Annotated in this window: 20 protein-coding genes; 12 read left to right on the forward strand and 8 right to left on the reverse strand. The window is 68.9% G+C overall.

From position 1 onward, the window contains the following. Positions 1–3: 3 nt before the first annotated feature. Positions 4–453: a winged helix-turn-helix transcriptional regulator gene (locus ACRSBM_RS06620; RefSeq protein ID WP_434440685.1), complete on the reverse strand. Its 450-nt coding sequence runs from the start codon at positions 451–453 to the stop codon at positions 4–6. A gap of 76 nt (positions 454–529) precedes the next feature. On the opposite strand from ACRSBM_RS06620, the gene ACRSBM_RS06625 reads away from it, so the two are divergent. The 8 genes from ACRSBM_RS06625 (at position 530) to ACRSBM_RS06660 (ending at position 7,273) form a co-directional block, all read left to right on the forward strand. Then, the gene (locus ACRSBM_RS06625; protein WP_434440686.1) at positions 530–1,042 is read left to right on the forward strand and encodes a GNAT family N-acetyltransferase; all 513 of its coding nucleotides are present in this window, start codon (positions 530–532) and stop codon (positions 1,040–1,042) included. A gap of 100 nt (positions 1,043–1,142) precedes the next feature. Continuing rightward, complete coding sequence (locus ACRSBM_RS06630) at positions 1,143–2,612, forward strand: hypothetical protein (protein WP_434440688.1); 1,470 nt, start codon at positions 1,143–1,145, stop codon at positions 2,610–2,612. A gap of 107 nt (positions 2,613–2,719) precedes the next feature. Then, positions 2,720–3,985: a Gfo/Idh/MocA family protein gene (locus ACRSBM_RS06635; RefSeq protein ID WP_434440690.1), complete on the forward strand. Its 1,266-nt coding sequence runs from the start codon at positions 2,720–2,722 to the stop codon at positions 3,983–3,985. 100 nt (positions 3,986–4,085) lie between these two features. Further along, positions 4,086–5,138, forward strand: coding sequence for a Gfo/Idh/MocA family protein (locus ACRSBM_RS06640; protein WP_434440692.1), 1,053 nt, complete (start codon positions 4,086–4,088; stop codon positions 5,136–5,138). Positions 5,139–5,176: 38 nt separating this feature from the next. After that, a complete protein-coding gene (locus ACRSBM_RS06645; protein WP_434440694.1) occupies positions 5,177–5,692 on the forward strand; it encodes a hypothetical protein in 516 nt (171 codons plus the stop codon). 213 nt (positions 5,693–5,905) lie between these two features. Next, entirely contained in the window at positions 5,906–6,109 is a 204-nt protein-coding gene (locus ACRSBM_RS06650) for a cold-shock protein (protein WP_086665400.1), read from the forward strand. A gap of 85 nt (positions 6,110–6,194) precedes the next feature. Continuing rightward, positions 6,195–6,767, forward strand: coding sequence for an AAA family ATPase (locus tag ACRSBM_RS06655; protein WP_434440697.1), 573 nt, complete (start codon positions 6,195–6,197; stop codon positions 6,765–6,767). Further along, positions 6,764–7,273 (forward strand): hypothetical protein, encoded by a 510-nt coding sequence (locus tag ACRSBM_RS06660; protein WP_434440699.1) that lies wholly within the window; start codon positions 6,764–6,766, stop codon positions 7,271–7,273. The genes ACRSBM_RS06655 and ACRSBM_RS06660 overlap by 4 nt, the downstream gene beginning before the upstream one ends. 12 nt (positions 7,274–7,285) lie before the next feature. On the opposite strand, the gene ACRSBM_RS06665 is transcribed toward ACRSBM_RS06660, so the two are convergent. From ACRSBM_RS06665 to ACRSBM_RS06685, 5 genes are all read right to left on the reverse strand, one after another. Continuing rightward, positions 7,286–7,852: a TetR/AcrR family transcriptional regulator gene (locus ACRSBM_RS06665; protein WP_434440701.1), complete on the reverse strand. Its 567-nt coding sequence runs from the start codon at positions 7,850–7,852 to the stop codon at positions 7,286–7,288. Next, positions 7,849–9,723, reverse strand: coding sequence for a YhgE/Pip family protein (locus ACRSBM_RS06670; protein WP_434440703.1), 1,875 nt, complete (start codon positions 9,721–9,723; stop codon positions 7,849–7,851). Before ACRSBM_RS06670 ends, ACRSBM_RS06665 begins: the two co-directional genes overlap by 4 nt. Continuing rightward, a complete protein-coding gene (locus ACRSBM_RS06675) occupies positions 9,720–10,349 on the reverse strand; it encodes a hypothetical protein (RefSeq protein WP_434440705.1) in 630 nt (209 codons plus the stop codon). The genes ACRSBM_RS06670 and ACRSBM_RS06675 overlap by 4 nt, the downstream gene beginning before the upstream one ends. 79 nt (positions 10,350–10,428) lie before the next feature. Then, on the reverse strand, positions 10,429–11,349 hold the full coding sequence (locus ACRSBM_RS06680) for a GNAT family N-acetyltransferase (RefSeq protein WP_434440707.1): 921 nt from the start codon (positions 11,347–11,349) through the stop codon (positions 10,429–10,431). 11 nt (positions 11,350–11,360) lie between these two features. After that, entirely contained in the window at positions 11,361–12,194 is an 834-nt protein-coding gene (locus ACRSBM_RS06685) for a class I SAM-dependent methyltransferase (protein ID WP_434440709.1), read from the reverse strand. 177 nt (positions 12,195–12,371) lie between these two features. Here ACRSBM_RS06685 and rpsA point away from each other — a divergent pair, with 177 nt between their 5' ends. The 3 genes from rpsA to coaE all read left to right on the forward strand — a co-directional run bounded on the left by rpsA (position 12,372) and on the right by coaE (position 15,814). Beyond that, a complete protein-coding gene (rpsA, locus tag ACRSBM_RS06690; RefSeq protein WP_434440711.1) occupies positions 12,372–13,862 on the forward strand; it encodes a 30S ribosomal protein S1 in 1,491 nt (496 codons plus the stop codon). Between the two features lie 175 nt (positions 13,863–14,037). After that, positions 14,038–14,655, forward strand: coding sequence for a hypothetical protein (locus tag ACRSBM_RS06695; protein ID WP_434440713.1), 618 nt, complete (start codon positions 14,038–14,040; stop codon positions 14,653–14,655). Positions 14,656–14,665: 10 nt separating this feature from the next. Continuing rightward, positions 14,666–15,814, forward strand: a complete 1,149-nt coding sequence (gene coaE, locus ACRSBM_RS06700) for a dephospho-CoA kinase (protein ID WP_434440715.1) — start codon at positions 14,666–14,668, stop codon at positions 15,812–15,814. Here coaE and ACRSBM_RS06705 read toward each other — a convergent pair. Then, positions 15,790–16,308, reverse strand: a complete 519-nt coding sequence (locus ACRSBM_RS06705) for a DUF402 domain-containing protein (protein WP_434440717.1) — start codon at positions 16,306–16,308, stop codon at positions 15,790–15,792. The genes coaE and ACRSBM_RS06705 overlap by 25 nt on opposite strands. Before the next feature lie 88 nt (positions 16,309–16,396). Beyond that, entirely contained in the window at positions 16,397–16,906 is a 510-nt protein-coding gene (locus ACRSBM_RS06710) for a DUF402 domain-containing protein (protein ID WP_434440718.1), read from the reverse strand. Positions 16,907–16,956: 50 nt separating this feature from the next. On the opposite strand from ACRSBM_RS06710, the gene ACRSBM_RS06715 reads away from it, so the two are divergent. Then, positions 16,957–18,054, forward strand: coding sequence for a DUF5685 family protein (locus ACRSBM_RS06715; protein ID WP_434440720.1), 1,098 nt, complete (start codon positions 16,957–16,959; stop codon positions 18,052–18,054). Positions 18,055–18,125: the final 71 nt, after the last annotated feature.

Below are 18,125 nucleotides of genomic sequence, written 5' to 3' on the forward strand. Positions count from 1 at the left end.
AGTTCACCGCTTGGCGGTCACCTGCACGTCGCGCGCCGTCAGTTCGGCGCCGCAATCGGTGCACTCGACCTTCGCCCGCACGCCGCCGCCACAGCCGCGGTGGTGGGTCTCGAACGACTCCTCCTCGTCCGGGGCCATCCACTTCTCGCCCCACGTGCGCAACGCCATCAGCACGGGGTAGAGCTCCCTGCCCTTCTCGGTGAGGCGGTACTCGTGCCGGGTGCGGCCGTCTTCCCGCTGATAGGGCACACGCTTGAGCACGTCCTCCTGCAGCAGCACGTTGAGGCGGTCCGTCAGCACGCTGCGGGAGATCTCCATCGTCGACTGGAAGTCCTCGAAGCGGCGGGTTCCCAAGAAGATCTGGCGGAGCAGCAGCAGCGTCCAGCGCTCGCCCAGCAGTGCCGCGGGGCGGCTCAGGCTGCAGGGCATGCTGGCGAAACTCGCGTACGACATGGGCCAAGGATATCCCTTGCGTTCGTTTTTCGAACTCAGTTACAGTTCGGATTCCGAACTCAGGGAGTCGATCCTCATGCGCGTCACCGAGCTCAACCGCGACACCGCCGGAGAGGCTGTCGACGCGGTGTTCGCAGGACTGTCCGCGCGAAGCCGCTACCTGCGGTTCCACTCCCCGACGCCACGGCTGACGGCGTCGGCTCGCCGCGTCCTGGCCGACGTGGACGGGGAGCGTCACGCGGCCGTGTGTGCGCGGATCGGTGGCGAACCGGTCGGCATCGCGCGGTTGATCAGGACCAGCGAGTGCGGTGCGGAGATCGCCGTCGCCGTGATCGACCTGTGGCAGCGCCGCGGGGTCGGCCGCCGGTTGCTCGAAGAACTGACGGCGGTCGCGGCCCGGATGAACGTCGCGGAACTGCACGGTGACGTGCTGCCGGACAACCTGGCCATGCTGGCGCTGGTCCGCAAGGTGCTGCCCGGTGTGCGACTGCGGCGGGAGATCGACACGATCCAGCTGAGCTACCCGCTGGCGTGGGTGACCGCGGAGGTCAGCGACGAAGACCTCGTGAACAGCCTGCAGGGCATCTAGGAACGGCCGTGAGGGCAGAGTTCGCCGCCCCCGGGAGCCGGCCGAATACAGGACGTTCGACTGGACCAAAACTTCACATCGCCTTGCTACGGTGACCGGCATGAGATCGTGGGGGATGTTGGCGGTCGCCGCGGCGGCCATCACGTTCGGCTCGACGCTGGCCATGCCGGACGTCGCGGTCGCGGCCGCCGAGGGCGGGGTGTTCTGCGGCGCGTACGAGGCGAACCAGAAGATCACGCGCAGCGAGGTCCTGGCGCGGTCGCGCACGTGGATCAGCGCGCGGGTGCCCTACAGCCAGAGCGACTGCTTCGGCAACAAGTACGGCGCCTACCGCACGGACTGCTCCGGCTTCGTGTCGATGGCCTGGGGCCTGCGCATCTCCTACACCACGCACATCCTCGAGCAGGTCGCGCACCGCATCGACTGGGAGGACCTCCGTCCCGGCGACGCGCTCAACGACCGCGAGAACCACGTCGCGCTGTTCATCGGCTGGGCCGACGCGGCCAAGACGCGGCCGATCGTGCGCGAGCAGGCGGGCCCGGACGGCAGCCGCCCGGTCCAGCGCGTGTGGAGCGCCGCCACGGCCAGCAGGTACGTGCCGCTGCGCTACAACAACATCCTCGAGGCCGGGAGCGGCGGCACCGGCAGCGAGACGCCGGTGACGGACAAGGTCGTCGTCAACTCCGGCCCGCAGATCTCGAACACCGGCCAGCAGCAGCTCGAGATCTTCGCGCGCGCCACCGACGGCACCATCATCACGAACTTCCACAAGACGAGCCGCTGGGCGGGCTGGCAGCAGCTCGGCCCCGAGCTCTTCGCCGGCGACCCGGTCGCGCTGATGAACCCGCAGACGAAGATCGTCGAGGTGTTCGCGCGCGGCACGGACGACAAAATCTACCGCCGCGTCGACGGCAAGTGGCTCGCGCTGGGCGACACGGCCGTCGCGGGCGACCCGACGCTGCAGTGGAACGACAAGACCAAGGCCGTCGAGGTCCTCGCCCGCGGCGCGGACGGCCTCCTGCTCCGCTTCACGGACAAGTGGGCGCCGGTCGGCGACCGCAGGATCCAGGGCAACCCGGCCGTCGCCGACAAGGACCTCTACGCGCGCTCCGCCGACGACAAGCTGGTCAAGTGGGACGGCACGACGTGGCAGGACCAGGGTGACGTGAAGATCGTCAGCGACCCGAGCGTCGCCGTCGACCAGGTCTTCGTCCGCACCGCGTCCGGCAGCGTCGAGCAGTACGCGGCGGGCGTCTGGAAGACGCTGGGCGGCAAGGGCACCGGCGCGCCGTCGGCCGTCTTCAACTCGACGACCGGCTCGATCGACGTCGTGCAGCTCGGTGAGGGCGGCTACGTCGAGCACTCCCGCGCGACCGACAAGGGCTGGACCACGTGGGCGAGGCTCGGCACCACCGAGGTCTCCGCGGCGCCGACCGCGATGTACCACGCGCAGACCAAGACCGTGGAGGTCTTCGCCCGCACCGACGACGGCAAGCTGATCCGCCGCTTCTACAAGGAGAAGGCCGGCTGGAGCCAGTGGGCCCTGCTCAGCGACCGGGGCATCGGCTGAGCCTCTCCGCCAGTCCAAGAACCGCTCAACGTCCACCAGGGCGTTGGGCGGTTCTTTTTTGTTGCCGTCGACTAGCGTGAGGAAAACGTTTTCAGAGGAGGTCGCGGATGGCTCGCAGGCGGTACGCGGTGGTCGGCACGGGGTCGCGGGCACAGCGGCACGTCGACGCCATCGCGGTCGAGCACGCGGACACCTGCGAGCTGGTCGGGTTCGCCGACGTGAACCGCACCCGGATGACCGTCCACAACGACCGGCTCGCCGGTCTGGGCATCGAGCCGGTTCCCGCCTATGACGCCGCCGACTTCCTCAAGATGCTCCACGAACAACGGGTCGACGTCGTCGTCGTGACCACCGTCGACCGGTTCCACGACACCTACATCGTCGAGGCGCTTGACGCTGGTCGCGACGTCGTGACGGAGAAGCCGATGACGACGGACGTCCCGTCGTCGCGCAAGATCCTCGACGCGGTGCACCGCAACGACGGCACCCTCACGGTCACCTTCAACTACCGCTACAACCCGATCCACGAGAAGGTCCGCGCACTGCTCGCGGACGGCGCTGTCGGCGAGATCGGGTCCGTGCACTTCGAGTGGCTGCTCGACACGCGCCACGGCGCCGACTACTTCCGCCGTTGGCACCGTGACAAGGCAAACTCCGGCGGCCTCATGGTGCACAAGGCGACCCACCACTTCGACCTGCTCAACTGGTGGGTCGGCTCGGTGCCCGAGACTGTGTACGCACACGGCCGGTTGTTCTTCTACGGCGCGGAGAACGGCGAACGCCACGGTCACGCCCGCGACGACAGGTTCGCGATCGACCTCCGGCGCGACGACTGGCTCAGGAAGCTCTACCTCGACGCCCGGCACGAGGACGGGTACCGGCGCGACCAGAACCCGTTCGAGGCTGGTGTGTCCATTGAGGACGACATGTCGGTGCTCGTCCGCTACGCCAGTGGCGCGAACCTGACCTACCACCTCACGGCCTACTCGCCGTGGGAGGGCTACCGGCTGATGGTCAACGGCAGCAAGGGCCGGCTCGAACTCGAGGTCGTCGAGAACTCCTGGGTGTCGGGCCAGCACCCGGCCGTGCACGGCGTCAGCGCCAACCCGGAACAGGGGTGGGCGAAGCTCTCCGTCCAACGGCTGTTCGAACAACGGCAGGAGATCCCGCTCGACTACGACAGGGACGGGCACGGCGGCGCGGACCGGCGGATGGTCGACGCGCTGTACGGACCGGCAGGGCAGGAGGATCCGCTGGGACGCAGGGCGACGCACCACGACGGCGCGCTGTCGCTGCTGACCGGGTTCGCCGCCAACCGCAGCTTCGAGACCGGCGAACCGGTCCACGTCGCCGACGTGCTCGACCTCCGCTGACGGCAAACGTGTCTTGGTTGGCGCGGCGCATTGATATTCGCGGCACCTCGGCCGATGCTGAGGACGGCGTCGGTGGCCGCCGGTGTGCCCGAGAAGGGTGATGACGATGCGTGTTGCGCTGGTCGGTGCTCGCGGGCATGGGGCGCGGCACGTGGAGAACCTGCTCCGGCTCGGCCACGACGGGATCGCCACCTTCGTCGGTGTCGTGGACGTGGCGGACGTCGACGTGCCGGTGCCGTCGTACCCCGATCTGCCGTCGCTGGCCGCCGAGCTCCACCCGGAGGTCGTGGTGATCTCCTCGCCGCCGTCGACGCACCACGACCTCGTGCTGTCGGCGTTCGAACTCGGCTGTGACGTGCTGGTGGAGAAGCCGGCGGTGCTGTCGACGGCCGACTTCGACGAGATCTCCGCGGTGGCGGAGAAACGCGGGCTGGTGTGTCAGGTCGGGTTCCAGACGCAGGGCAAGGGCTCGTACCGGCGCCTCTGCTCGTTGATCGGCTCCGGCGCGTTGGGCTACATCTCGGGCATCGGCGCTGCCGGGCGTTGGGTGCGCACGGACTCCTATTACGAACGCGCTGACTGGGCCGGACGGCAGGGGGAGGACGGGACGCTCGTGAACCCGTTCGCGCACGCCCTGCAGAACGCGTTGCTTCTCGCAGACGTCGAGGAACAAGCCGAGATCGCCGTCGAACTGGAACTGTTTCGGTGCCGCGACACGATCAGTTCGGACGACACGGCGTGTGTCCGGGTGACGGCAGAGGGTGCGCCGCCGGTCGTGGTCGCCACCACGTTGTGCGCCACGACATCGTTGCCACCGGTCGTGCTGGTACACGGATCGTTGGGGCAGGCGGTCTGGTGGTACGACGACGACCGGTTGACGGTCAACGACCACCGCATGGCCGTGGCACCCGCCGTCGACCTCCTGGAGAACCTCGTCCGGCACCGGCAGAGCGGCGAGCCCCTCGTGGCACCGCTGGCCGCCGCACGGGCGTTCACGTCGGTCGTCGAGCAGTGCGGCAAGGCGGACGTGTCGCTGTTGCCTGCCCGCCGCATCGGCGACCGGGTGGTGCTCGACGGCATCGACGAGGTGGTCGTGCGCGCCGCCGAGAAGGTCGCGACGTTCGCCGAGCTGGGCTGCGGATTCGGGCGGTAGTCTGCCGCGCAATCCGTCGTGTTCGGGGGTTGCCTGCGTTGGACACCTACATCGACCTGAAGGACGTCCGGGTCACCGGCTACGTCAGCATGGGACTCATCGCGCTCGTCGCCGCCGAGTCGGTCTGGGGCACGATCAACGACTGGCAGGGCGGCTCGTCCTCGTGGAGCTTCCTCGCCATCGTGCTCATCCTGCCCGCGGCCGTGGCGTCCGTGCTGTGGTTCCGCAGCGCCACCCACAACGCCGAGGCCATCGCGCTGCACGGCGTCCGGATGGTGGCGCAGGTGTGGAAGGCGAGCGACCCCGAGCAGCGCGAGGTGCCGTTCGACCAGCGCGTGGCGAGCCCGCTGATCAAGCCGTGGCAGTACGCGTTCCTCGCGATGGTGCTGTGTGACGTGCTTGAGTCGTTGCTGCTCGACACGCCCTTCTACGTCGTGTTCTCGACGCTGTCCACGGTGTGCGCGCTGGGGGCGGCCGGGCTGGCCTGCTACCTCGTCTTCCGGATCTCGCTCATGCAGCAGCGGTTCGCGGTTCCGCAGCGCAAGCGACGCTAGTGTGGCCCGGAACATTGCCGGGTCACCCCACTGACCGCCGCCGTGGGGTACACTGGTCCTTGGTTGCAGTTTTGTGTTCGTGTCTTACACGCTCGCCAAACTTCAGTTGCGGGCGCTTCTCCTTCTTAGCGGTTGGGGCGGTCAGCTCATGACCAACCACGGAGCGGCCGCACAGTGCGGTTCGTTCTTCAGCATTGAAGGAGCAGTAAGTACATGGCAAACGGCACCGTCAAGTGGTTCAACGCCGAAAAGGGCTTCGGCTTCATCGCCCCCGAGGACGGCGGCGCTGACGTCTTCGTCCACTACTCGGCCCTCAACGGCGGCGGCTACCGCAGCCTCGAGGAGAACCAGAAGGTCTCGTTCGACGTCACGCAGGGCCAGAAGGGCCCGCAGGCGACGAACGTCACCGCTCTCTGACTTTAGTCCCGCAGCGCAGGGCCTCCGGTTTTCCGGGGGCCCTGCGCTCGTTTTGTGATCATGTGGTTTTCGTTAGCCTGGCCCGATGCCGTTGCTCGGACCAGCCGATCCGCTGCCGCACGTGCCCCGGCGCATCCTCGTCGCCGGCAACGCCGGATCCGGCAAGTCGACGCTCTGCCTGCGCATCGCCGAGCAGCACGACCTGCGGAGGGTCGAGCTCGACAGTCTCTACTGGGGTCCGCGGTGGACGCCGCGGCCGGAGTTCTCCGACGAGGTCGCCGCGTTCGTGCGCGAGGACACCTGGGTCACGGAGTTTCAGTACAAGGCTGTGCGGCCCATGTTGCTGGCGCGGGCGGACACGGTGGTGTGGCTCGACCATCCGTTCGCCACGGTGATGGGACGCCTGGTGAGTCGCACGATCAGGCGACGCGCGGGCAGGGTGGAGTTGTGGAACGGTAACCAGGAATCGTCGCTGTGGTCGGTGTTCACGGACTCCGAGCACATCCTGCGATGGGGCCTGACGTCCTACCGGCGCAGCCGGGCCAGGGTGCTCGCCCTGGTCGACGAGCTCGTGGTCGTCCGGTTGCGCGGGCAGGGGCAGGTGGAGCGGTGGCTGGCGGGGCCGCTGGCCTCGGTCCGGGAGGAGCGTGCTCGGTGAGAACGGCGCTGGTGCTCGGCGGGACCGGCATGCTGGCCGGATGCGCGCAGGAACTCGTCACCCGCGGCTGGCGGGTGGTGCTGCCGTCGCGGACCCAGCCCCTGATGGCCGACGACGGTCCGGGACGGGCGGCGCGCGCCTCGATCTCCCGCGGGCACCGGCCGACCTGGGTCAAAGCCGACTGGGCCCAGCCCGTCGCACTAGCGTCGGAGGTCGAGTACGAACTCGACGGCCACCTGGTGAACCTGCTGGTGGCGTGGGTGCACACCACCTACCGCGTGGACGTTCTCCGTGCCGTGCAGCTCCTTCTCGCCCAAGGCGCGCCGGTGGTGGAGGTGCACACGTGTGCGCCGGTGCCCGACCCGGTGCTGCCGAACCCGACACAGCAGGTGTTGCTCGGTCATTTCGCCCACGACGCCACGCAACGCACGAGCCGTGCGGTGCTTGAGGCGGTCGAACGGGCGTTGGAAGGGCGCGCGCCCTCGCTGCACTACGAGGCCCCTTGAGCCTCACACCTGTCACCGGGCCGAGCGCATGCCCCGCACCAGCAGCATGACCGACTCGCGCACCTCCGCGCGTGACCGCTCCGGCTGGAACACCTGCCAGTCCAGCGCGATGACGAGCAACGTGCCGAACAACGCCGCCGAGGCGGTGCCGACCTCGACCCCCTCCGGCAGGCGGCCCGCGTCGGACAGACGCTTCATCTGGCCGCGCACGATCGACACGATGTCGTCGCGCAACAACGAGAGAGTGCCGTGCCACTGGCCCGGTGTGCGCCACAGCTCGGAGACGAGCAACTGGCCGAACGCCGGGTACTCGGCCCAGAAGCCGAGCATCTCGTCGACCAGTGCCTCCAGCGAGTCCTCGGCGGACCGCAGCCGGCTCGCGAGGATCTCCACGCCGTGCCGCAGCAGGGCTTCGACGAGGGCGTCCTTCGACGCGAAGTTGTAGTAGATCGTGCCTTTGGCGACGCCCGCCTCGGCGGCGATCTCGTCGACCGTCACCGAGGCCGCGCCCCGCTCGCCGACCAGCTTCAACGCCGCGTCGAAGAGCTTCTGCTTGGTCGCCGTCGTCCGCGCGCTCACAGCACGAGCTCCGGCTTCAGCTTGGACGCTGTCCACACCCGCTGCTTGTAGGCCGCCACGGACGTCAAGGCTAGGGCCCCGACCAGCCAGGCGAGAAGGATCAGTGCGTCCTTGCCGACGCTGCCCAGGTCACCGCCGTACATCAGGTGCCGCAGGCCGTCGACCGCGTACCCCATCGGCAGGCCGAAGTGCAGCGGGTACAGCGGCACCGGGATCGTCTGCCACGGGAACGTGCCGCCCGCGCTGACCAGCTGCAGGATCAGCAGGATGAGTCCCAGGAACTTGCCGACAGCGCCGAACGCGGCGTTGAGCGCGTGCAGGATCGCCACGAACGTCAGCGACATCAGCGCGAGGAACGCGAACGTGCCGAAGGGGTTCGACGGCTCGATGTCCACCACGAACCGCACCACCGTGAACATCACGAGCACCTGCACGATGCCGAGCAACGCACCCGGCAGCCAGCCGCCCAACGCGACGCGCAGCGCCGACTGACCGGCGGCCAGCGCACGGCGTGAGAGCGGGCGCAACAGCAGGAACAGCACGAACGCGCCGATCCAGGTCGCCAGGCCGAGGAAGAACGGCGCCAGGCCGGCGCCGTAGGTGGCCGCCTTCGTCTGGGACAGTCCGCGCACCGCCACCGGGTCACCGATGGCCTGCGCGATGGCCGCACGGGTCGGGTCGTCGGCGTTCGGGATCTTGTCGATGCCGCCGGTGAGGCCGTCGCGCAGCTGCGCGGAGCCGTCGGCGACCTTGGACGCGCCGTCGCGCAGCTGCGGCGTGCCGGTGGCCGCCTTCTGCAGGCCGTCGCGCAGCGTCGTGGCGCCGTCGTCGAGCTTGGCGATGCCGGCGGTCAGGGCGGGCATCTTCTCCGAGAGCTGCTCGGCGCCGTCGGCCACCTGGTCCGCGCCGTTCGCGAGCTTGCGCAGGTCGCCCGCCGCGCCCTGGACCTTGCCGTTGGCGTCGTCGACGGGCTTGCGGACCTGGCCGAGCGTGGTCAGCACGTTCTGCACCTGCTCCTCGGTGAAGCCCAGGGAACGCAGGCGGGCCGCGATGTCGCCGTCGGCCTGGTCGAGCACGCCGACCAGGGCCTGGGCCTTCGCCGCGTACTCCTCCGCCGAGCGGGCGGCGGTCTCGTTGCCGGTCGCGACCTGGCGCGCCCCGTCGGCGATCTTCTTCGCGCCGTCGGGCAGCTGTGCGGTCTGCGTGCGCAGCTCGTGCGTGCCGTCGCGGAGCTGCGCGGCGCCGCTCGACAGCTGCTGGACGCCGTTGTCGAGCTCGCCGATCTTGTCGCGCAGCGTCGCGCTGCCGTCCGCGAGCTGCCGGGCGCCGTCCGCTGCCTTGGTGGTCTCCTCGCGGATCGTGGAGAAGCCGAGCAGGAACCTGTCGGCGGCCTCGGTGGAGACCTTCGCCGTGATGGCCCTGCGGACCTCGCTCACCACCTGGTTCGCGATCGTGGAACCGAGGTAGTTGTTGGCGTCGTTGGTCGTCAGGGTCAGCACGCCCTGGCGCGGCTTGTTCTGCTCGGCGGACGTGAGCGCCTCGGAGAAGTCCTCCGGCAGGGTCAGCGCGAAGATGTACTTGCCCTCGCGGACGCCCTCGTCGGCGTCGTCCACGACCTGCCAGTTGAACTTCCTGCCGTTCAGCAGCTCGTCGGCGACGTCCTTGCCTGCGTTGAGGTCCTTGGCACCCTTGTCCTTCACGACCAGTGCGGCGGGGACGTGGTCGAGGTTCGCGTACGGGTCCTTGTTGGCGTACAGGTAGAGCGACGCGTACAGCAGAGGCACGAGGGCCAGAGCCAGGACGGCGAGCTTGGGGAGCGTGCCGGAGGTGATCCGGCGCAGCTCGTTGAAGGCCATGCGAAGGGCGCTCATGCGGTGATCTCCAGCTTGGTGTCGTTGTCCTCACCAAGGCGTGCGTGCGGGATGTCGAGGAGGTGGGCGGAGGAGTTCGAGCACAGGACGACGACGGACCGTTCGGGGGTCACGTGGTCATGGGCCAGTGCGAGCCACTCGCGCGGGTCGGGGTGGTAGCGGTCGGGGCTGTCGAGGACGAGTGCCGTCACACCTGGGCGCGCCGCGGCGAGTTCGAGCAGCACCGCGCACCGCGTCCGCGCCGGCACGTGCTCGAAGCGCTTGTCCGCGTGTTCGTCGGCGGCGTGCTCGACCAACCAGTCGTGTACGGCTTTCTTGCCGGACGGCATGCCGTTCATCGCGAGCTCCTCGCCGACGACGGCGGTGAGGCTGAGCGCCTCCTCCGGCTCGTTGACCTCGGGGGCGTCGATCAGCACGACGCGCTTGCGCAGCGTCTTCGCGTCCGGCGACACCGTGCCCGTCGAGGGCTTCATGCGGCCGGAGAGCAGCAGGCCGAACGCCGTGTGACCGGTGCCGGGCTCGCCCGCGACCAGCGTCAGCTCACCGGGCTTCACGGTCAGCGAGGTCGGCCGGAGCAGGGGACCATGGCCCCCGTTGACGCCTGCGCGTTGCGCATGGATCTCCACGGCCTTTACCTTCCATTTAAACTGACCGGTCAGTACAAATTGTTGCGCAGACGTCGGCGTCCCGCAACCCGGACATAGGTCACCTAAGGGCGGAGGCGGGGCGTACTTCCCAGACGGTCCACAACGGCCGGTAGCCCTGCCGTGGCCAGAACACCGAGCTCAGCGGGTTCGGCGGGTTGTAGTAGAGGTAGGTGCCGACCGTGCCCATGCGGTGGAGCTCCTGGTGGGCGTGGGCGAGCAGCTGCTGGCCGATGCCGGTGCCGCGGGCGCCGGGCAGCACCGAGACGCAGTTCACGTAGCCCCACCGGCCGCGCGGCAGGCGTGCTGCCGCCATGGTGCCGGGCTCGGACGACACGATCGCGCACTCGGCGAGCGCCACCGCGACGCCGTCGCGTTCGGCGAGCCAGATCGGGCTCGCGTTCCTGAGGCGCTCGACCAGCGCGCGGCGCTTCACCGCCGGGGCGTCCGGGCGGACGATCGTCGAGCCGACGTAGGAGGAGTACTCGAGCTCGGCCAGTGACAGCTCCAGCACCGTTTCCAGGTCGTTCGGGGTGGCGCGGCGGATCGTGAGGGTGCGGGAGACGTGCTGCGCCGGTGTCCTGAGTCGTACGGCGAGCACCGACAGCGGCACGAGACCGTGGTCCAGGAACGCCCGTGCGGCCTTCGTGTCGCGACTCGGCCAATGCACGACGCACGCCGTGTCCTCGCCGGCCTCCTGCGTGTCGAGGTGCCGGCGGAAGCGCGTGAGCAGCGCGCCCATGCCCTGGGTGCTCCCGACCAGCGGCAACATCTCCCACACCTCGGCCGCCGACCACAGCCGTGTCGTCGAGTGCGGTTCGAAGCTCTGGTGACTGATGACCGCGGCAACGCGCGTGCCGTCCGCGAGCGCCGCCGTGATGACGTGGCCGTCCGTCGGCGGTTCGGTGGCCGGCGGCAGCAACGGGTCCAACGCCGCGAAACGTGCCGACTGGGCCGCCACCAGCCCGCGTGCCGAGGTCATAGCAGGTCAGATTACGACGTCAGGCGGGTGCGGAAGATCGCGGTGCCGGGGAAGAGCTTGCCGCGCAGGGGGCTCCACTGGCCCCAGTTGCGCGTGTGGCCCTGCGGCCATTCGGGTTCGACGAGGTCTTCGACGACGAAGCCGGTGTTGGTGAGCGCCCTGACGTAGTCGCCGAGCGTGCGGTGGTGCTCGACGTAGGTGGCCCGGCCCTCCTCGTCGACCTCCACGTACGGAGTGCGGTCGAAGTAGGACTGGGTGACCGTGAGGCCGAGCGGGCCGGGGTCGTCGGGGAAGATCCACCGCATCGGGTGGTTGACCGCGAACACCCACCGCGCGCCCGGCCTGAGCACGCGGGCGACCTCGCCGAAGACCTCCTGGACGTCCGCCACGAACGGCACGGCGCCGAACGCCGAGCAGGCCGCGTCGAAACTGCCGTCCCGGAACGGCAGCTGGTCGGCGCTGGCCTGGACGAGCGGGACGTCGATGCCGGTCTCGGCGTTGGCGCGGCGGGCGTGCCGGAGCATGCCCGCGGAGATGTCGAACGCGGTGACGTTCGCGCTGTTGTCCTTGAGCCAGCGGGCGCAGGGAGCGCTGCCGCACCCCACCTCGAGGATGCTCTGACCAGCGACGTCACCCAGGAAGCGGACGTCCTGCTCACGCAGTCCCTCCGGGCACCAGACGAAGTCCGCCGCACCCAGGAACTCGCCGTGCGTCTCGTGGTAGTCGTCGGCGTCCGCGTCCCACCAGATGCGGTTCGCCACGCGTGACTCGGCGGCGTCCGCCCCGCGCTTGACGATGCCGGCGGTGCCGAGCGCTTGTTCCGCGCTCGCGTGCTGGTTGGACACACTGCTCCTTCACGTGGGGGCTGGTTTGCTTGCGCCTCTGGCGGCCGCGTACGATATCGCGTGCGTAGTGGGTTAGTGCTGCCCATGATCCAGATCCGCGGATTCCAGGTCGCTGCGACGCTGCGCGCGCACCACTACCAGCCATCAATGCCAATCCGTACCGGAGCCACCTACCTAATGTCCACCGACACCACCACCGCCCCCGTTGCCGCTGCGCCCAAGCAGGTCGCGATCAACGACATCGGGACGGAGGAGGACTTCCTCGCAGCTATCGACAAGACGATCAAGTACTTCAACGATGGCGACATCGTCGAAGGCACGATCGTCAAGGTCGACCGGGACGAGGTCCTGCTCGACATCGGCTACAAGACCGAGGGCGTCATCCCCTCGCGTGAACTGTCGATCAAGCACGACGTCGACCCCAACGAGGTTGTCAAGGTTGGTGACGAGGTCGAGGCGCTTGTTCTCCAGAAGGAGGACAAGGAAGGCCGCCTGATCCTCTCCAAGAAGCGCGCCCAGTACGAGCGCGCGTGGGGCACCATCGAGGCCCTCAAGGAGAAGGACGAGCCGGTCAAGGGCACCGTCATCGAGGTCGTCAAGGGTGGTCTCATCCTCGACATCGGCCTCCGCGGCTTCCTCCCCGCCTCCCTCGTCGAGATGCGTCGCGTCCGCGATCTCCAGCCGTACGTCGGCCGTGAGCTCGAGGCGAAGATCATCGAGCTGGACAAGAACCGCAACAACGTGGTCCTGTCCCGCCGCGCGTGGCTCGAGCAGACCCAGTCCGAGGTCCGCAGCGAGTTCCTCAACCAGCTGCAGAAGGGCCAGGTCCGCAAGGGCGTCGTGTCCTCGATCGTCAACTTCGGTGCCTTCGTGGACCTGGGTGGCGTCGACGGTCTCGTCCACGTCTCGGAGCTGTCCTGGAAGCACATCGACCACCCGTCCGAGGTCGTCGAGGTCGGCCAGGAGGTCACGGTCGAGGTCCTCGACGTCGACATGGAGCGCGAGCGCGTCTCCCTGTCGCTGAAGGCGACCCAGGAAGACCCGTGGCGCCAGTTCGCCCGCACCCACGCGATCGGCCAGATCGTGCCGGGCAAGGTCACCAAGCTGGTTCCGTTCGGTGCGTTCGTCCGCGTGGACGAGGGCATCGAGGGCCTGGTCCACATCTCGGAGCTGGCCGAGCGCCACGTCGAGATCCCGGAGCAGGTCGTCCAGGTCGGCGACGACGTCATGGTCAAGGTCATCGACATCGACCTCGACCGTCGCCGCATCTCGCTGTCGCTCAAGCAGGCCAACGAGGGCTTCACGGTCGACACCGAGTTCGACCCGACCCAGTACGGCATGGCCGCCGAGTACGACGACCAGGGCAACTACATCTACCCCGAGGGCTTCGACCCGGAGACCCAGGAGTGGCAGGACGGCTTCGACAAGCAGCGTGAGGAGTGGGAGCGCCAGTACGCCGAGGCGCACACTCGTTACGAGGCCCACATGAAGCAGATCCGCAAGGCCGCCGAGGCCGAGGAAGAGGCCACGGCCGAGGGTGCGGGCAACTACACCTCCGGTGGCGACGCTCCTTCCACCTCGGTCGGTGCGCCGGCGCAGTCCGGTGGCACGCTGGCTTCCGACGAGCAGCTCGCTGCTCTGCGGGAGAAGCTGTCGGGCGGCATGTGACCGCTCCGGCTACCTCGTAGCTGACTGACGAAGGCCCCCGCACTCCGGTGCGGGGGCCTTCGTCGTTCCCTGGTGCCCTGAGGGCCGGGCTCGTGTCCCTCGATCGGAGGGCTTGGCGCGCCACCCGTTCATGCTGTGGTGGCGGCCGGAGCCCGTTGTGTAGGTTGACAAACCTATGCGTTGGAACACTTTCTTCGTGGCGTTGGGCGCGGTCGCGCTGACGGTGAGCGCGGCCTGCTCGACTGCGGAGCCGCAGCCCCAGGCGCCGCCGCCGCAGATCCCGAAGATCACTCCGTCCACCTCGCCGTCGCGGGTACCGGTGATGGTGGACCGGCCGTTGCCCGACGACTGCGAGCTCGTGGTGCCCGTCGACGTCATGAACGCGACGCTCGGGCAGGAGCTTCCCGGGGAGCCCCGGATCATCATCGGCATCAAGGAGCCGGCGATCGGGCGGACGGGAAAGGTCGACTGCTACTACGGGATCCCCGAGAAGAAGAACCTGCCGGACGCCAAGATCGTCATCGGCTTGTCGACGTACACGGACGACCTGACGGCCCGGACTCGGGTCACCGAGGGCGTCGAGGCGGAGCGGCAGAACGGGGCGAAGATCAGCGAGGTCGACGTCGGCAAGCAGAAGGGCACGCTGATCGAGGGCAAGGACGAGCAGATCCTGATCGGGTCGCTCGGGAAGTCGACGTTCGTGGTGCGCAACCGGCACAACTTCATCCCCAAGGAGAAGCTGGTCGCCGTCCTGCCGGTACTCGCCCAGCAGGCGATGACACCTCCCGTCTAACCTGGCCCGCATGCTCAGGGTGGGGTTGACCGGGGGAATCGGGTCCGGCAAGTCGACGATCGCGCGGTTGCTCGCCGAGAACGGCGCCGTCGTCATCGACGCGGACAAGCTCGCGCGTGAGGTGCTGGAGCCGGGGACCGACGGGCTCAAGGAGGTCGTCAGGGCGTTCGGTGAGGACGTGCTCAACGGTGACGGCACGCTGAACCGGGCGGCGCTGGCGGCCAAGGCGTTCGCCGGCGAGGAGTCCCGGCAGACGCTCAACGCGATCACGCACCCGCGCATCGGGGCGCTCACCGGGCAGCGGATGGCGGAGGCGCCCGAGGACGCGATCGTGGTGCACGACATCCCGTTGCTGGTCGAGCGGGACATGGCGGCGGCCTACCACCTGGTGATCGTCGTGTACGCGGACGCGGCCACGCGGCTGGAGCGGCTGGTCGGCAGCCGGGGGATGGACCGGCAGGACGCGCGGAACCGGATCGCCGCGCAGGCCACCGATGAACAGCGCCGCGCCGTTGCGGACGTGTGGCTGGACAACAGCGGTGAGGTTCCGGACGTCACGGCGTTGTGGGACCGGTTGGTGGGCTTCGAGAAGAACGTGCGCACGCGGTCTTACGCCGCCGGGCCGCCGATCGTCGTGCCGTACGACGAAAGCTGGCCCGCGCAGGCGAGCAGGATCGCCCGGCGGATCAGTCTGGCGGCCGGTGGCCGGCACGTGGAGCACATCGGGTCGACGGCGGTGCCCGGACTCGCGGCGAAGGACGTGCTCGACTTCCAGCTGGCGGTCGAGGACATGGAGACCGCGGACGGGCTGCGGGAAACGTTGGGGCAGGCCGGTTTTCCGTACTTGGGGTCGTACGTGGACACGCCGCGTGGCGAAGGTGACTGGAGCAAGCGGCTGCACGCCGGGGCTGATCCGGGGCGCCGGGTGAACCTGCATCTGCGCGTTCAGGACGGGCCGGGGTGGAAGTGGGTGGTCGACTTCCGTGACTGGCTGCGGAGCGACGCGCAGGCTCGCGAGGAGTACGCCGCGCACAAGTTGGAACTGTCGCAACGGTTTGCGGCCGACTCCAGCGGGTTCGCCTACGGTGAGGCGAAGGACCCGTGGATGGAGACGGCCGTCGCGCGCGTCGAGGCCTACAGGGGCGGCCAGGAGTCGTAGATGCCGTGCCACGTCAGCCACGACGTCAGGTTGTGGTTGACGTTGCTCAGCTCTTCGAGCGTGCGGTGGACCGTGCGCAGCGCCTGGTCGGCGTCGCCCGGTCGCAGCACGCGGCCCGCGACGGCGGCGGCGAAGTCCTCGCTGCGCACGATGCGGGGCGTGGTGCCGCCGGGGACGGCCAGGCCCAGCAGCAGGTCGGTGGTCTGCCAGTGGCGGTGGTCGCGTTCGACCCGGACCGCGGACAGGATGCTCGGGCCGCTGCGGGAATGGCGCGAGCGCGCGCGGTAGGTCGTGAGGCGCAGGCCCAGTTCGGGCATGAGCCAGGTGATCTCGGAGTCCGAGAACGGGTCTTCCGGTGTGGGATGTTCGATTCGCAGACCCCACCGTTCGACATGGCACGAACTGAGAGTTCGCGAGCCACCGGACGAATACGCGCGCACCCCCGAAATGGTGTCGACGACATCGACCAGCTGAGGTGTAGTGACCGCTCCCACGCCGCCGAGCGTAGTCAAATAAGTGCTCCCAGTTACACGGCGAGTCGATTCGTTACGTCACGTTCAGATGACGACCACACTCTGTGTATCAACGCCACGTCGTAGGGCAACCCGAAGAGGTGAGCCACCGGATCACATCGTGACCGTGCGCTGAAATGCCGGACACCGCCGAGTAGGTGGTTTCCAGTGCCCATTGCGCGCGTTCCGGGGAGATCAACTTGTGCTGAACTGCGGCGATCAGCTCGTCCGTGTCCAAAACAATCACGCTGTGCCCCGTTCGGACTATCAGGTCGAGGTAAAGATCGATCGTTTTCCACACGGTGCCGATCGCGGTGATCTCCACGACGTCGACGTAGAAGTCGAAGTCGAGCTCGTGGCCGGGGTGCCAGGACTGGCGCGTGACCCGGAGGTTGAGCTTGGGCAGGAACCAGCTCTCGAAGTGGCTGATCTTCGGATGCCCGGCGAGCGGCCGGAACATGTAGAGGCCCGTCGGGGTGAGGCGGTACTCGTCGACGCTTCTCAGCTGTCCCTTGGGATCGGTGTTGCTCTTGGCGTCCAGGTCGAAGTACTCGATCTTCGGCGGATGGATGTGTGCCACGTCCGCGATACTGCCATCGTCGCGGCGTACGGCCACTTAGGATGCCGCGCATGTTCGGGATCATCCGCCCCTGCCGCAACAGAATGGGCGCTGAGCTGCGGTCCGCGTGGCTCTCTCACCTTTGTGGAATGTGCCTGTCGTTGCGCGACGAGCACGGTCATCTCTCGCGTCTCGTCACGAACTACGACGGGCTGATGATCTCGGCCGCCGTGGAGGCGCAGTCCGGGGTCTCGCGGCGGACCGCGGGACCGTGCGCGTTGCGTGGCATGAAGTCGGCGGACGTGGCCATCGGCTCCGGCGCGCGGCTGGCGGCGTCGGTGTCGCTGGTGCTGGCGTCGTTGAAGATCCACGACCACGTGGACGACGGCGACGGGCTCGCGGGCCGGCTCGGCTGGGCCGGGCGCGCGGTGGCGCAGCGCTGGGCCGCCAAGGGGCTGGGAACCGCCGCTGATCTCGGGTTCGACGCGTCGGTGATGGTGGATTCGGTGCGCCGGCAGCCCGCGGTGGAGGCCGCGGCGGGCCTGGGCAGCTCGGTGCTCGTGGTCACCGAGCCGACGGAGACCGCGACGGGGTTCGCGGTCGCGCAGACCGCGGTCATCGCCGGGAAGCCAGGGAACGTGGAACCGTTACGCGAGGTGGGGCGGCTGTTCGGGCGGGTGGCGCACCTGGTCGACGCCGTGGAGGACCTGGAGGAGGACCGCGCGTCGGGCGCGTGGAACCCGCTGCTCGCCACCGGGACGCCCGTCGAGGAGGCGCACCGGCTGTGCCTGGACGCGGTGACCGGGATCAGGCTGGCGCTCGGCGAGGTGGAGTTCACCGACGCGCGGCTCGTGCACAAGCTGCTGGTGCACGAGCTGGAGGAGTCGATCGTCCGGGTGTTCGGCAAGCGGCGGCGGCACGAGTACCCGCCGGGCAAGCCGCGCTGGTCGGATCCCGGCAGCGGGCTGTGGGCGTACCCGAGGCTGAACTGGCAGCCGCGGCCGCGCGGGTGCTTCGAGGGCTGCGGTGCGTTCCTCTACATGTGCGGAACGTGCCAGTTCTGCTGCCGCGACCCGTTTCCCGGGCCGTGGAGCGACAAGCGGCGCGACGGGTGTGACGGCGGCGACTGCAGCCCGAACTGCGACTGCAACTGCTGCCCCTGCGACTAGCCCGTGTCCTGCGACTCTCATCGAACGCACCCGCGTGGCGACCCGCCGCAAACCGCATCGACGACCCCGCG

The sequence above is a fragment of the Lentzea xerophila genome (assembly GCF_051094245.1).
In the GTDB taxonomy this organism is placed as follows: domain Bacteria; phylum Actinomycetota; class Actinomycetes; order Mycobacteriales; family Pseudonocardiaceae; genus Lentzea; species Lentzea xerophila.

Bases quoted from the DNA above. Each gene is read 5' to 3' on its own strand.
- ACRSBM_RS06620 (WP_434440685.1), bottom strand. From the start codon at position 453: ATGTCGTACGCGAGTTTCGCCAGCATGCCCTGCAGCCTGAGCCGCCCC.
- ACRSBM_RS06625 (WP_434440686.1), top strand. From the start codon at position 530: ATGCGCGTCACCGAGCTCAACCGCGACACCGCCGGAGAGGCTGTCGAC.
- ACRSBM_RS06630 (WP_434440688.1), top strand. From the start codon at position 1,143: ATGAGATCGTGGGGGATGTTGGCGGTCGCCGCGGCGGCCATCACGTTC.
- ACRSBM_RS06635 (WP_434440690.1), top strand. From the start codon at position 2,720: ATGGCTCGCAGGCGGTACGCGGTGGTCGGCACGGGGTCGCGGGCACAG.
- ACRSBM_RS06640 (WP_434440692.1), top strand. From the start codon at position 4,086: ATGACGATGCGTGTTGCGCTGGTCGGTGCTCGCGGGCATGGGGCGCGG.
- ACRSBM_RS06650 (WP_086665400.1), top strand. From the start codon at position 5,906: ATGGCAAACGGCACCGTCAAGTGGTTCAACGCCGAAAAGGGCTTCGGC.
- ACRSBM_RS06655 (WP_434440697.1), top strand. From the start codon at position 6,195: ATGCCGTTGCTCGGACCAGCCGATCCGCTGCCGCACGTGCCCCGGCGC.
- ACRSBM_RS06670 (WP_434440703.1), bottom strand. From the start codon at position 9,723: ATGAGCGCCCTTCGCATGGCCTTCAACGAGCTGCGCCGGATCACCTCC.
- ACRSBM_RS06680 (WP_434440707.1), bottom strand. From the start codon at position 11,349: ATGACCTCGGCACGCGGGCTGGTGGCGGCCCAGTCGGCACGTTTCGCG.
- rpsA (WP_434440711.1), top strand. From the start codon at position 12,372: ATGTCCACCGACACCACCACCGCCCCCGTTGCCGCTGCGCCCAAGCAG.
- ACRSBM_RS06695 (WP_434440713.1), top strand. From the start codon at position 14,038: ATGCGTTGGAACACTTTCTTCGTGGCGTTGGGCGCGGTCGCGCTGACG.
- coaE (WP_434440715.1), top strand. From the start codon at position 14,666: ATGCTCAGGGTGGGGTTGACCGGGGGAATCGGGTCCGGCAAGTCGACG.
- ACRSBM_RS06715 (WP_434440720.1), top strand. From the start codon at position 16,957: ATGTTCGGGATCATCCGCCCCTGCCGCAACAGAATGGGCGCTGAGCTG.